8 protein-coding genes are annotated in these 13,850 nt (G+C 72.0%); 2 read left to right on the forward strand and 6 right to left on the reverse strand.

Annotated elements, in window-relative coordinates; genetic code table 11:
* Positions 1-72: 72 nt before the first annotated feature.
* The 3 genes from IE250_RS03100 to IE250_RS03110 all read right to left on the reverse strand — a co-directional run bounded on the left by IE250_RS03100 (position 73) and on the right by IE250_RS03110 (position 6,488).
* A complete protein-coding gene (locus tag IE250_RS03100) occupies positions 73-3,927 on the reverse strand; it encodes a DUF4132 domain-containing protein (protein ID WP_189667774.1) in 3,855 nt (1,284 codons plus the stop codon).
* A gap of 85 nt (positions 3,928-4,012) precedes the next feature.
* The gene (gene aspS / locus IE250_RS03105; RefSeq protein ID WP_189667775.1) at positions 4,013-5,380 is read right to left on the reverse strand and encodes an aspartate--tRNA(Asn) ligase; all 1,368 of its coding nucleotides are present in this window, start codon (positions 5,378-5,380) and stop codon (positions 4,013-4,015) included.
* A gap of 217 nt (positions 5,381-5,597) precedes the next feature.
* Positions 5,598-6,488, reverse strand: coding sequence for an alpha/beta fold hydrolase (locus IE250_RS03110; protein ID WP_229872091.1), 891 nt, complete (start codon positions 6,486-6,488; stop codon positions 5,598-5,600).
* Positions 6,489-6,646: 158 nt separating this feature from the next.
* On the opposite strand from IE250_RS03110, the gene IE250_RS03115 reads away from it, so the two are divergent.
* Positions 6,647-7,297, forward strand: a complete 651-nt coding sequence (locus IE250_RS03115) for a biliverdin-producing heme oxygenase (RefSeq protein ID WP_189667776.1) — start codon at positions 6,647-6,649, stop codon at positions 7,295-7,297.
* Between the two features lie 25 nt (positions 7,298-7,322).
* Here the strand turns inward: IE250_RS03115 and IE250_RS03120 are convergent, their stop codons facing one another.
* From IE250_RS03120 to IE250_RS03130, 3 genes are read right to left on the reverse strand one after another with little or no spacing between them, the layout of a single operon-like run.
* Positions 7,323-10,415 (reverse strand): alpha-mannosidase, encoded by a 3,093-nt coding sequence (locus IE250_RS03120; RefSeq protein WP_189667777.1) that lies wholly within the window; start codon positions 10,413-10,415, stop codon positions 7,323-7,325.
* A 34-nt stretch (positions 10,416-10,449) separates the two neighbouring features.
* On the reverse strand, positions 10,450-11,790 hold the full coding sequence (locus IE250_RS03125) for a 6-phospho-beta-glucosidase (protein ID WP_189667778.1): 1,341 nt from the start codon (positions 11,788-11,790) through the stop codon (positions 10,450-10,452).
* On the reverse strand, positions 11,787-12,533 hold the full coding sequence (locus IE250_RS03130) for a DeoR/GlpR family DNA-binding transcription regulator (protein WP_189667779.1): 747 nt from the start codon (positions 12,531-12,533) through the stop codon (positions 11,787-11,789). The genes IE250_RS03125 and IE250_RS03130 overlap by 4 nt, the downstream gene beginning before the upstream one ends.
* A gap of 122 nt (positions 12,534-12,655) precedes the next feature.
* Here IE250_RS03130 and IE250_RS03135 point away from each other — a divergent pair, with 122 nt between their 5' ends.
* A complete protein-coding gene (locus IE250_RS03135; protein WP_229872092.1) occupies positions 12,656-13,762 on the forward strand; it encodes a carbohydrate kinase family protein in 1,107 nt (368 codons plus the stop codon).
* Positions 13,763-13,850: the final 88 nt, after the last annotated feature.

Here is a 13,850-nt window from a genome sequence, read left to right on the forward strand (position 1 = left end):
ATGACGTTTCGTCGCAGGTCAGGGCGCTACGCCCAGCGTGCGATCAAGGTGGGAGTCGCTGACATCACCGGCTCAGTACTGGCTCTTCTTCTCCCAGTCCGGGTCGAAGGCACCGCCGTCGGCCACTGTCAGGTAGTCCCGGTAGGACACGGCCAGCAGCACCTTGGGCACGTCCTTGATCGCGAAGAGGCCCCGTTCGCCCCAGGTGCCGGTACGGCGAAACACGAGCTCGGACACGGCGGCGGTGATGTTCTCCTCGGGCAGGAACGCTCCGGTGAACTCGATCTCGACGGTGATGCCGAGCGTCGGGTACTCCCTGCAGTAGGCGGAGAACCAGCCGGCGTCCTCAGCCTGAGACCGCACGTACCCGAGCTTTGTGGCGCGCCCGCGGATCGTGAACGAGTCGCTCAGCCAGCCCTTGCGGGTGTCGATCACGGTCGCGTCGTCCGGTACGTCGGGCAGCGCACCAGACGCGCTCGTCCCGGTGCCCAGCCCCTGGTCGAACAGCGGCGTGATCTCGTAGTCGGCGAGGTGGCCGCGCCAGGCCGGCGCGCCGGACTCGGCGTCGTCCCCGAGGGTGGCGGCGTGCACCAGCGAAACCCTCGCGTCGTCCGGGAGGGTGACGTCTTCGTCGTCGACGCCGATCAGCGCGCCGCCGTCGCCCGGGCGGAACGTCACGGTGCCGGGGCCGGCCAGGTCACCGGCGCCCGGCAGCTCAGCTGCCCAGACCAGGCGCGCCGCGAGGCGCGACATCAGCGGGTGTCCCAGGACGAACTCGCGCCAGTCGGCCGTGCTCCAGGTGCGACCAGTGACCATGGCCTCAGCGAAGCGCTGGCTCTGCAGGCTCACGACGGCTTTCAGCTCGGCGCGCGACTCCTTGAGCTGCCGCTTCGCCTCCGCGTAGGCCTCGTCGTCGTCGGACGCCCGCTTCGCCGGCAGCGCCTTGACGACCTTGCCCGCGGGGCTGCGCAGCTCCAGCGAGAACGCGTCGGTGATCCGTCCGGTGACCACCCGCTCACCCGCTCCATCACCGTCGGGCGAGCCGAGGTCAAGGCGCAGGATGCCGTCGTCGTCGAATCCGGCGGTCTGGACCGTGCGGTCGGCGAGCTGGTCGCCGTCCCAGCCGTTGCGGTCCGCGATGTCCTGCGCGAGCGCGGACGCGGTCTCCTGGACGCTGCGCTGCTTGAACCGGCGCGAGACGGCGAGCAGCAGCTGGACTGCTGCCCGGTCCCCGTTCGCGGCAAGTGCACGCACCAGGTACTCGGCCTGCGCGCGACGGCCCTTGTGGGCGGCGAAGTAGTGCTGCGCGGTGGTGGCGAGCTCGGCCCCGGGCATCCCGACCGTGAGGGCGAGCAGTCCCTTCTCCTGTGTGGCCGAGCCGAGGTAGGTCGCCTGGTCCTGCTTGTAGAGCCTCTTCCAGAAGTCCTCGACGGTCTGTCCCGCCTGGCCGCCGTAGTACTCGGGATACCGCTTGATCGCGGTCTGGAGGTTGGTCCATTGCGCCTGCGCGTTCTGGTCGGCGTACGCGCGGGAGGTCTCGACCGAAGGGCCGCGGGTGTCCTGAGCCACCCAGGCACGCAGCACGAACGAGCCGAGTGCGGCCCGGGAGGGTGGGTCCAGCAGGCCGATGTACCGGGCGATCAGGCCCTCGCCGCTCGGCGACTTCAGCTTGGTGGCCAGCACGGCCCACCAGCGGACCACGTCGCGCGGCACGACGCCGCCGGTCGCTGCCCAGCGCACCTCGGGCAGCTGCTCGAAGGGGAACCAGCCGAGGCTCGCGGGCAGCTTGCCCGCCAGTCCCTTGACGGCCTCCGCCTGCAGGGTCTCCGGGGCGAGGTCGGCCGAGATGTCGTCGCCCAGCGTCTCCAGCGCAGCGAGCAGCGCCGCCCGGGCCGCCTCGCGCCGCTCCTTCTTCAGGGCTGCACGCAGGGCCGGCACCGCGGCGGCATCGCCGATACGCGCGAGCCACGCGGCGGCCGAGGCGCGCACCTCCGCCTTCGAGTCCGCGAGCGCCTGCTCGGCCAGGTGCCGCGCCCCGGAGTGGGCCTCCAGGACCTGCTGCGCGGCGAGGCGGTGCGTCTTGCCGGTCCCGAGCGCGAGAACGGTCAGCCGGGGCAGGAGCGCCGGCGGTAGCACCGGGAACTCCCGCAGGATCTTCAGGGCGGTGCCCGTCTGGCGCAGCTCGGTGTCACCGCCGAGGTAGCGGTCCAGGATCTCCGGCCGCTCGGCGAAGTAGGGCCAGGTGACCGACGGCGGCAGCGCGTCGCCGCCCCACCAGGTCTGGAACACCATGTCGCGGATCTGATCGTCGGCCTTCGGCACCCCGGCACGCACCAGCCCGTCGTGCACCTGGCGCAGGTCGGTCACGTGGTCGAGGTAGGGGCGCAGGGCCCAGGTGAAGTTCGGCTGGACGCCCCCGTCCCGGAGCGCGAGCAGGCGGATCGCCAGCATGAGCCCGGGTTCGGCGAACAGCGTCCGCATCTCCGCGGTGAGCCACTGGAAGAGGGCAGCGTGCTGGCGACTTGTCTTGCCCGTGGTGGCAACGGCCCCGGTAACGCGGTCCGGGACAGCCGCGAGGGCATCGTCCGTGATCGACAGGAGGCCCTTCAGGTTGCTCTGCGCGCGATCTATCCAGTACTTGTTCGACACGCTGCCGGACTGCTTCTTCGCGAGATCGAGCTGCTCCCGCGCCTTGGCGATCTCCTGGTCGAGCAGCTTCCGGGCCTTCGCCGCCCAACCGGGCTCCACGGCCGCGTCGGGCAGCGGCTCGTACCCTGGGATCTCGATCGGGACGCCCGCAGCGGGGCCGGCGCCCGGTCCCGGCAGGGGAGCCTCCAGCGCGCGTGACCGCTCCACCGTCTGCTCCAGGAGGCGCACGCGCGCACTCTGCCCGGCCGCGACCTTCCCGTTCTCGTCCCGGATCGCGGCCAGCGCCTCGTCGAGCACGGCGATGCCACCCTCCAGGCCGACCAGCCGCGTCACCACCTCACCGAGCTGCCCGGTGGGGACCTTGACGAGGTGGGGCGTGAGCAGCGCGACCTGCACGGCGTCGTCGAGCAAGGCGAGGCGGTCCAGGGCGCTCGTCCGGACACCCTTCGCCTTGTCCACGGCGAGCGTCGCCACGATCTCGGCCAGGCCCGTCTCGCTCGTACGCTTCCCGATACGGTTCAGCACCTCCTGCTTGCCGTGGGCACCGAGCCCTGCGGTGACGGCGGCAAGCGTGCCGACGTTCTGCGACACGTACTCGTCGAACGCCTGGCGCTCGGCCAAGATCGGGCGCGGGTCCGCGTTCCAGGAGCGCTCGGCGGTCGCCCGGTGCAGGAGCGCGGTGAGCACGGTGCGCACCGCATCGGCGTCGGGAACCCCACCCTCGATGGCGACCTGCTCCAGGAACGCGGGCGTCAACCGGTCGGCGACGCCTGCCGCCGACTTGCTGGCGTGGCGCCCGTCGGTCTTCCCCCTCCTGGCACCGTCGTAGACGAGGACGTAGAACCACTCGGGTACGGCAGCGGCGGGAACTTCGGCGGTCTCGCAGGCCTGCGCCAGCAGCCGCGCCAAGCGGGCCACGACCGGGACGTCGGCCGACGCGTAGAGGCGCCCGCGCGCGGTGACGCCGCTCTCGGCGTTCCAGCCCTTGTGCACCGCCGCGACCCGCTTGACCAAGTCAGGTGACACCCAGCTCTTGTAGAGCCGGGCCGGGGAGCCGAACAGGGTGTCGAGGTCGCCGGTGCTGGACCCCTGCACCCTGGTGAGCACCTCGGGTGTTGTGCCCTCCAGCACGTAACCGACGGCGTCGTCGTACAGGCCGGTACCCAGCAGCTTGAGCGGCGCCAGCGCGTCCCGTACCGCCCGCACCGTCGCGTCGCCGCCCTTGACCCGGTCCACCAGTTCCTGCAGCATCTCGTCCCTCACCTGGCCGTAGGTCACGAGGGCACACCTCGCCCCTGTGACGCGCCGCCATCAGCAGCGCGTGCCACAAGTTAGCGGTGACCACTGACACGCTAACCGATGACTACGGCGTCAGCCGGTGGAGGTCCCTCGGGAAGGGCGTCACCTCGCGGACGTTGGCCGCCCTCACGAGGCGCGCAACCCAGCGCTCCAGCCCGATCGCGAACCCGCCGTGCGGCGGCATCCCGTGCCGGAACGCCTGCAGGTAAGAGGCGTACGACGCCGGGTCCTCGCCCCGCGCCTCGATCGCCGCCACGTAGTCGGCGTACCGGTGCAGGCGCTGCCCACCGGTGACCAGCTCGAGCCCGCGGAACAGCAGGTCGAAGCTGTTGCTCCACCGCTCGTTTCCGGGACCGGAGCCCACACCCGAGCCGGGCTGCGGGTGCGTGTAGAACGGCCGCTTCGCCATCGGGTAGCCCTCGATCGCTATGAAGTCCGACCCGTGCTCCGCCAGCGCCCACTCGCCCAGCGTCCGCTCGTGCTCGGGGGCAAGGTCGGGCTCGTCGGTGGGCGCTCCGACCATCCTCAGGGCGTCGGCGAAGTGAAGCACAGGGATCTCGGCCGGGACCTCGGGCACCTCGATGCCGAGCCGCTCGGCGGCTTCGGAGGCGCGCACGGCGTCCGCCATCCCGGCGACGACCTCGCGCAGGACCGCCAGCACGTCGTGGTGGTCGCGGACGAAGCCGAGCTCGACGTCCAGCGAGCGGTACTCGGCGAGGTGCCGCACCGTGTCGTGCGGCTCGGCCCGGAACACCGGGCCCACCTCGTAGACCCGTTCGAAGACGCCGACCATCTGCTGCTTGTAGAACTGCGGCGACTGCGCCAGGTACGCGGGCCGGCCGAAGTAGTCCACGGCGAACACGTTCGCCCCGGACTCGGTGGCCGTGCCCACGAGCTTGGGCGTGCAGATCTCGGTGAAGCCCGCGGCGTCCAGCGTCGCGCGGAACCCGCGCAGGCTCGCCGCCGCGACCTCCCAGCGCGCCTTCTGCGCGGGGTGCCGCCAGGCGACCGCCGCATGGTCGAGCAGCGTGGGAAGGGCGGCCGTCAGGGCCGGCCGCCACAGCTCGACGGGCGGAGTCTCGGCGGCGTCGGTGAGCGGCGTGATCACGGGCTCGGTGACCTCCACGCCGCCGGGCGCCTGCGGGTTCGAGGTGACCGTGCCGGTGACCTCGACGGTGGTCTCCTCGGGCAGTACCTCCAGCGCCCGCCCGACGCCGTTGCGCACCACCACCTGGGCGAGGCCGGTGCGGTCGCGCAGCACCAGGAACGTCACGGTCGCCAGCTCGCGACGGCGGTGAACCCAGCCCTGCAGGCGCACCATCGTTCCGGGCGCGGCCGCGGGCAGGTCGCGGGCGAGGGTGCGGGCAGGAGCACTGGTGGGCAGGCTCGGGGAGCTCGTGGACGTGCTCGGGGTCGGCAAAGGTGGTCTCATCATTCCTCCAGAAGGCGCAGGCCCTGGAGGAGCGGGCGGGGGCTAGGTCGCGGTGCCACCACTCCTTTGCCGGGGAACCCCGGCCTCTCGTCGGTACGCCGCACGCGCGGGCAGGGCGTTCGCCCGGTCACCCGGGCCGAGGTTCGTCACGCCTCACGCTCGCCACCCAAACGCTATGCCCGACGGCGGCACACCCGCCACCCCATTCCCTGCCCGATCACACGCCCGGGCGACGGGTACCCAGCCACTGGCGCACGGCCTGGCCCACGGCGGCGTCGTCCTCCAGGGGCACCAGGTGGCCGCGCCCCGGGAACGCAACCACCTCCGGCTCTCCCGGAAGCTGCGCGCGGAGCCGTGCGGCCTGCTCGAACGGGATCCACGGGTCGTCCGTGGCCCAGCCGATGCGGACCGGGCAGCGCACCTCGCCGAGACTGCTGACTATGGGCTTGGTGTGCTCGGGCGAGAGCCGAGCGATCTGGCGGTAGAACGCGGCCTGCCCGACCTCGCCGAGCCAGGGCTCGGCAAGCGCCCCGACGGCCTCGGCGGAGAGGCCGTGGTTCGCCGCGCCGGCGATGTACTCCTTGACGAGAGCGGCGTGCAGCGGTCCGGGCACCGCGGCGAACACCGACTCGTTCTCGGCCACCAGCCGGAAGAACGGCGACCCCCAGGGATCCAGCGTCACGATGTCGAGCAGGAACAGGCTCCCGAAGTCGGCGCCCTCCAGGAGGTGGGCACCCAGGGCGACCGCTCCCCCGATGTCGTGCGCCACCACGTGGGGCCGGTCCAGCGACCAGCGCCGCAGGAGCGCCGCGAACCGCTCCCGCTGGGCGACGAGATCGACTGGATGCCCGGTCTCCTTCGACGACGCGCCGTACCCGGGCATGTCCCACAGGAACACGCGGTAGTCCCGGCTGAGCGCGAGCGCCACCGGCGCCCACACGTGAACCGACCAGGGAGTGCCGTGGCAGAGCACGACGTCGGCGAGCGGGGTCCTGTCCGGCGGCTCGAGCACATGGGTGGCGACGGCGGCGCCGTCGACGTCGACGAAGACCGGCTCGGGCAGGACCGGCTGCGTGCTGGGAGGCGGCGTGGCGGAAGGCTGTGTCACGCCCCGACGATAAAACTCTGACGCCCGGACCCTGAGGCGGCCTCGCCGAGATCCCGCTGGTCCGAGCTCGCGAAGTTAGGCTGGCCTTACTCTGATTGCTATGATCGCCACGTGATGACACTTTGTCAGCACGTCAGCGCTGCGTCGGAGGAGACCCTGTGAGCCTGCCCGTCGAGGATGACGTCCCCCTGTCCGCCCTGCTGCGTGAGGGCACGCGCACTGACCACGCGGCCGCAGAGACCGAGCGGTTCATCGAGCAGCTCATGTCCGGCGCACTGACCCGGGCCGCCTACGCCGACCTCGCGGCTCAGCAGCTCGCGGTCTACGAGGCCCTCGAAGCGGCGAGCACCGACGTGCGCGCCGACGACCGCGGCGCCGGCCTCGTCTTCGACGAGCTCACGCGGGTCCCGGCGATCGAGCGGGACCTGGCCTTCCTGTACGGGCCGTCGTGGCGCGAGGAGATCCGGATCCTGCCCGCGACGCGCGAGTACGCGGACCGCGTGCGCGAGGTCGGCGGCAGCCTGCCGCACTATGCCGCCCACGCGTACACGCGCTACCTGGGCGACCTGTCCGGCGGCCAGATCGTCAAGCGCATGATCGAGCGCCACTACGGCCTCGCCGACGGCGGGCTGGCCTTCTACACGTTCCCGGACATCCCGAAGGTCAAGGTCTTCAAGGACGCCTACCGCGACCGGCTCGACCAGCTCGCCCTCGGCCCCGACGAGGTCGCCGCTACGGTCTCGGAGGCGCAGCTCGCGTTCCGGCTGAACCGTGCGGTGTTCTCGGCTCTCGCCGAGGTCCACTGCTGACCCGGTTGGTTGTGGGCGCGGTCTGTCAGGGGTGGGGGACGCCGCGAGTGAGCCGCAGCGTCACGATCTGGAAGGGGCGCAGCCCCAGGGTGATCGAGCGTCCGGCGACGTGCAGCGAGCGCGCGCGGGGCATGCCCTCGGACAGCGGCCGCTCGGTGAGGGAGACCTCGGCGACCTCGGCGACGTCGAACCCGGCCGACAGCGTCGCCTCGGCGCGCCGCCCGAGCGCCTCGTAGACGCGCATGACGACGTCGCCCGAACGGTCGTCGGCGAGCTTGACCGCCTCGATCCGCACACCCGGGTCCGAGCTCGACACGACGCTCCACGGCTCCGCCCGGTGTGCGGTGGTGCCCGGGGCGAGGCGCAGCGGCAGGTTCATGTCGTAGCCGGCCGCCACCGCGTCGCCGACGGACGCGCCGGGCACTACCGCGTACGCGAAGAGGTGGTGCCCCTGGTCCTGGTGCGGGTCCGGCGACTTCGCGGCCCGCACGAGGCTGAGGCGGACCTCGGTCTCGACCTGGCCGTCGTCGCCGACGCTCCGGGTGATGTCGTGGCCGTACGTCCCGGCGTTGACCACGCCGATGCCGTAGCCAGGCTCCTCGACGTGCACCCACCGGTGCGCCACGACCTCGAACCGCGCGTCGTCCCAGGAGGTGTTCGTGTGCGTCGGACGACGGAGGTGCCCGAACTGGATCTCCGCCGAGTGGTGCTGGGCATGGACGACGAAGGGCAGCGACGCCTTGAGCAGCTTCTCGCCCTCGTGCCAGTCCAGCTCCGCCTCGAGGTGCACGCTGGCGTCGTCGGCGTGCAGCGCGATCCGCTGGGTCACGCGGGAGGCGCCGAACGTGCGCACCACCTCGACCCGCGCGCGCAGCGGGCCGTCCTCGACGACCTCGATCGACTCGAGCTCGACGAGGTCGCGCACGGTGTGCCGGTAGTGCGCGTCGATGTCCCATGCGTCCCACGCGTTCGGGAGGTCCTGGTGGAGCTGGAGCAGGTTGGCCGCACGGCCGGCGGGCACGAGCTCGCGGTCCGCGCGCAGGTCGACGATCGACGTCACGAGACCCCGCGCGTCGATGCGCACCCGCACGAGGTCGTTGCGCAGCACGACGTGCTCGCCGTCGCGCTCGGCCGTCACGGGCTGGGCGGGCTCGAGCGGCTCGAAGGGGGCTAGACCGTGGCCCGGCACGCTCACCAGGCCGGCAGGGTCGCCGTGCTCGTCGAGCACGAGGCCGACGCGGGCGTGGTCGGCCGCGTTGACCACCGCGCCGTCCGCCTCGAGGTGCTTGAGCGCGTGCCCCAGCAGCTCGTCGAGCCGCGCAAAGCTCTGGCCGTACTCCTCCTCGTTCTCCCGGTGCACCCAGGCGATCGACGAGCCGGGCAGGATGTCGTGGAACTGCTGCAGGAGCGTGGTCTGCCACAGGCGCTCGAAGGCGTCGTACGGGTAGTCGGCGCCGCCAAGGGCCGCCGCCGTCCACCAGAGCTCCGCCTCGCGCAGCCGGTGCTCGACGAGGCGGTTGCCGCGCTTCTCCCGCGCGTGCGACGTGAAGGTGCCGCGGTGCAGCTCGAGGTAGAGCTCGCCGACCCAGACGGGTGCGTCCGAGTACTCGGCCCGCGCGCGGGCGAAGAACTCGTCCGGGCTCTCGATCTGCACCCGCGGTGATCCCTCGAGGTCAGCGACGCGGCGCTGGCGCTCCATCATCTCGCGGATCGGCCCGCCGCCGCCGTCGCCGTACCCGAACGGCACGAGCGACGTCGTGGCCTTGCCCTTCTCGCGGAACTCGCGGACCGCGTGGTGGATCTCCTCGCCCTCGAGCGTCGAGTTGTACGTGTCGGCCGGCGGGAAGTGCGTGAAGATGCGGCTGCCGTCGATCCCCTCCCACCAGAAGGTGTGGTGCGGGAACTCGTTCGTCTGGTTCCACGAGATCTTCTGCGTGAGGAACCACTCGACGCCCGCCAGCTTGGCGACCTGCGGGAAGGCGGCGGTGTAGCCGAAGGAGTCGGGCATCCAGATGCCCTTGGTGGTGACGCCGAGCTCGCGCTCGAAGAAGCGCAGGCCCTGCGTCAGCTGGCGGACCATGGCCTCGCCGCCGGGCAGGTTTCCGTCGGGCTCGATCCACTGCGAGCCGACGACGAACCACTGGCCCCGCTCGACGGCCGCCTGGATCCCACGCCAGATGTCGGGGTAGCGCTCCTTGATCCACGCGTACTGCTGGGCGGACGACGCCGCGAACCGGAAGTCCGGGTACCGCTCGGCGAGCGCGAGCACGTTGGAGAACGTGCGGCCGACCTTGCGCTTGGTCTCCCGGATCGGCCACAGCCACGCCGTGTCGATGTGGGCGTGCCCGACGGCGCTGAGCACGTGCGCTGACGCGTTCGCGGGCCGCGCGAGGACATCGGTGAGCTCGGCCCGGGCGGCGGCCGCCGTCCCGACGATGTCGTCCAGCAGCAGCACGTCGAGCGCCCGTTCGAGCGCGCGCAGCACCTCGTGCCTGCGCGGCTCGGCCGGCGGAAGCTCCTTGGCGAGCTGGTAGAGCACCTCGACGTCGAACCGCAGCGCCCAGACCTCGGGCTCGAGGACCGCGAGCTCAGCGGTCGCGAACGTGTAGACCGGGTCAGCCGGGGCCGTCGACTTCTCCCCGTAGACCGTGGGCACGAAGTCGTTCTTGAGGATGTCCGGGTTGGCGGCGGCCTCCATGAAGAAGTGCACCCGCTCGCCGCCCGCGGCGACGTCCGCGATCGGGACGTACATGTTCCGCGGGTGGATGCCCTTGACGGGGACGCCGTCGGGGGTGAAAACCAGGCCCTCAGCCTGGTTGCCCGGCCAGTCGCCCTGGAAGCCGGGGTCGACGACCAGCTCGACGGTGCGCCCCGCCCAGTCCGCGGGAACGGCACCCTTGACCTGGAACCACCAGGTCGACCACGGCCGCCCCCACGACGTGCCGACAGCGAAGTCCGAGTACGTCGCGAGCAGCGCCTCGCCGACCGGGACCGGCTCGTCGGGCACCTCCCACGCGGAGAGGGCGACGGGCGTCCGGGCCGAGTAGCAGGCCGGGGTGATCCGCTCGGTGAGCACCCGGTGGATGCGCTCCTCGACGAGCTTCTGGTTCTGATGCATGGCGTCTGCTTCCGGGTCAGTCGGGTCAGTCGGGTCAGTCGAGGTAGGACAGCTCGGGGAACGTGGCACGAGCGCTGTCGAGCAGGGCGTCGGCCACCCGGACCGAGTCGACGAGCGGGTGGTGGGCCAGGGCCCGCAGCGCCGCCGCGCGTGAGCCGCCGATCCCGGCCTCGATGGTCTCGCGCTCGACGTACTTGACCGTCGTCACCAGCCCGCGGCCGAAGTCCGGCACCTGGGCGCCGGGGATCGGGTGCGCGCCGGAGGCGTCGACGATGCAGGGCACCTCGACGACGGCGTCGTCGTCCAGCCAGGGGATCGTGCCCGCGTTGGGGACGTTGAGGATGAGGCGCGAGTGCTCGTCGTACGCGATCCCGCGCATCAGCGAAATCGCCACGTTCTCGTAGCCCCCGGAGACCAGGTCGTCCGCGTTGCGCTCCCCCATCCCCACGGAGTCGCGGCTGGTCGCCATGTACGTGGCCTCCCGGTCGAGCCGCGCGGCCTCCCAGACGGCGAGCGGGTCGGGCGCGCCGTGCGCGTCGGACCAGAAGGCGGCCTGCTGCTCCAGGAGGTAGCGGGCCCGCGTGTGGGAGGCGAGCTGGTCGGAGTGGAGCACCTCGCGCCGGTACGAGTAGTAGTGCAGGTACTCGTTCGGCAGCACGCCCAGGGTCTGGATCCACTCGGCGCCGAAGAGCCGGCCCTCCTCGAAGGCCTCGATCTGCTGCGGCCGCCTCAGCAGCTCGGGCAGGCGGTCGACGCCGTCGACCCGCAGGCTGGTCACCCAGCCCAGGTGGTTGAGCCCGGCGTAGTCCACCTCGACGTTCGGGCCGGTCGGCAGGCCCAGCGCGGACAGCGCCCGGCGGGCCAGCCCGATCGGCGAGTCGCAGATGCCGATGACCCGGCTCCCGAGCACCTGCGCCATGGCCTCGGTGACCAGGCCGGCGGGGTTGGTGAAGTTGATGACCCAGGCGTCCGGCGCCACCCGCTTCACGACCTCGGCGAGGTGCATGACCGTGGGCAGCGTGCGCAGGGCGTAGGAGATACCGCCGAAGCCCACCGTCTCCTGCCCGATCACCCCGTGCGCCAGCCCGATGGTCTCGTCGTTCGCCCGGCCCTCGATGCCCCCGACCCGGATGGCCGAGAACACGAAGTCGGCCCCCCGCAGGCCCTCGGCCAGGTCCGTGTGGGTGGTGACGGCGGGGGCGTCGGCCACGCCCTGGGCCTGGGTGGCCAGGATGCGGGTCATCGTCCGCAGGCGGGCCTCGTCGGTGTCGACCAGCGCCACTGACGTCACTCGCCCGGGCGCGCGGTCGCGCAGCAGCGCGGCGTAGACGAGCGGTGTGCGGAACCCGCCGCCACCGATCATGGTCAGTCTCATGCGACGACGACCTCCACCTGCTGGGCGGCGAGGGCGCTCGAGACCGGCTCGGACACCTCCGCGTCGGTGATGAACCGGGCAACGTTGGGCGGGAGCTTCACGCGGCCGAGGCCGGTGCCCGGGAACTTGCTGTGGTCGGCGAGCACGGTGATCTCGACCGAGACCTCGGCCATCGCCTGCTTGATCGGCACCTGGGCCATGGTGGTGTCGCGTAGGTCGCCCGTGTCCGACACGCCGCTCACCCCCAGGAACGCGCGGTCAGCACGGATCATCCGCAGGCACTCGGTGGTCAGCGGGCCCGAGACCGACTGGTACACCGGGTCGTAGTCCCCCGGCAGCATCACGAGGTGGACGCTGCGGCTGTCCCGCAGCGCCTCGTAGATCGCGAGGCTCGGGGTGATGACCGTGACGTGCCTGCCGTGCAGCATCCGCGCGAGCTGCAGCGTGGTCGTCCCGATGTCGAGGAGCACCGACTCGCCGTCCTCGATCATCTCGGCGGCGCGCGCGGCGATGCGTTGCTTCGCCTCCCGGTTAACCGGCTCGACGGTGGCGAACGGAGCGTCCTCCTCGGCGAGCACGGCCCCGCCGTGGGCTCGCCGAATCGTCCCCGCCTGGTCGAGCTGCTGCAGGTCGCGGCGGATGGTCGCCACGCTCGACCCCGTCACGGAGGCGAGCTCGCCGACCGTGGCCGCTCCCGTCTTGCGCAGGTGATCCAGGATGACTCGCTCACGCAGATCTCTCACGCGGAGCACGCTACCACGGTCGCTCAATTTCGCTCATTTACTCAACTGTAACAATCAAAACACTGCAGCGGCGCGCAGAGTCGTGCTATTCCTTACGGACGATTGCCCGACCGAGGAGGACCGTGGCCATCAAACGCGGCGCGCAGGACGCACCCATGGGACCGGCTCCGACGAGCCTGCGACCTGGGGCGCTCAGCCCTGAGGTGCGCGGACCCGAGGTGCGCGGACCCGAGGTGCGCGCATCCGAGGCGCGACCTGAAGCGCACGCCCCGATGGGCGCCCAGGTGGACACCCTGGCGGTGGGCCAGCTCTTCCTCGACGTCGTCTTCGCCGGCCTGGATCGCAGCCCGCGCCCGGGCCAGGAGACGTGGACCGCCGACTTCGGCTGGGGCCCTGGAGGGATCGCCAACATGGCCATCGTCTCCGCCCGGCTCGGGGCGTCGACGGCGATCAGCGCCGTCGTGGGTGACGACCCGCTCAGCGGACTGTGCGCGGGCCTCCTCGAACGCGAGGGCATCAACACCTCGGGGCTCCACACCGTCGCGGGGTGGGCGCTGCCGGTCACGGCCTCGCTCGGTTTCGACGGCGACCGCGCCCTCGTCACCGGCGGGAAGCCCGCGCCGCGAGACCTCGGCGAGATCCTGGACGCGGACGTCCGGCCCCGCGTCGCCATCGTCCACGTCGACGACACCACGCACGACGTCGTCCGCCCGCTCGTCGACCGCGGCACGCGGGTGTTCGCGGACCTGGGCTGGGACGACAGCGGGGCGTGGGACACCACGGTCCTCGACGGGCTCGACGGCTGCTACGCCTTCGTCCCCAACGACGGCGAGGCCATGGCGTTCACCCGGACCGACACCCCGGAGCAGGCCCTGGAGTCGCTGGCAGCGCGCGTGCCACTCAGCGTGGTCACGCTCGGCGCCCGCGGCGTCCTCGCCCTGGACTCCGAGACCGGCGAGCGGGTCCACGTCGAGCCCGTCGCCGTCGACGCCGTCGACGTCACCGGAGCCGGCGACGTGTTCGTCGGCGCCCTGGCGGTGGCGTCGCTCACGGACTGGACCCTGCGCGAGCGCATCGACTTCGCGGCGCTCGCCGCGGCGATCACGGTCTCCCGTCCCGGCGGCGCCGCCACCGCCCCCACCCGTGCCGGCCTCGTCCGCTGGCTCGACCAACACCCCTCCGCGGCCGACGCAGCGCGGTTCGCCTTCCTCCGCGACGCCGTGCCCTGAGCGGCGTCGCCTCCACCCTTTCCGACCTCCACCGAACAGTTCCACCGACAGCTCGACCGAACAGCTCGACCGAACAGCTCGACCGAAC

Origin of the sequence: Promicromonospora soli, from assembly GCF_014653785.1 — a bacterium.
Taxonomy (GTDB): Bacteria; Actinomycetota; Actinomycetes; order Actinomycetales; family Cellulomonadaceae; genus Promicromonospora; species Promicromonospora soli.

Excerpts from the sequence above, each read along its gene's own strand:
- IE250_RS03120 (WP_189667777.1), bottom strand. The coding sequence starts at position 10,415 with ATGCATCAGAACCAGAAGCTCGTCGAGGAGCGCATCCACCGGGTGCTC.
- aspS (WP_189667775.1), bottom strand. The coding sequence starts at position 5,380 with ATGAGACCACCTTTGCCGACCCCGAGCACGTCCACGAGCTCCCCGAGC.
- IE250_RS03125 (WP_189667778.1), bottom strand. The coding sequence starts at position 11,790 with ATGAGACTGACCATGATCGGTGGCGGCGGGTTCCGCACACCGCTCGTC.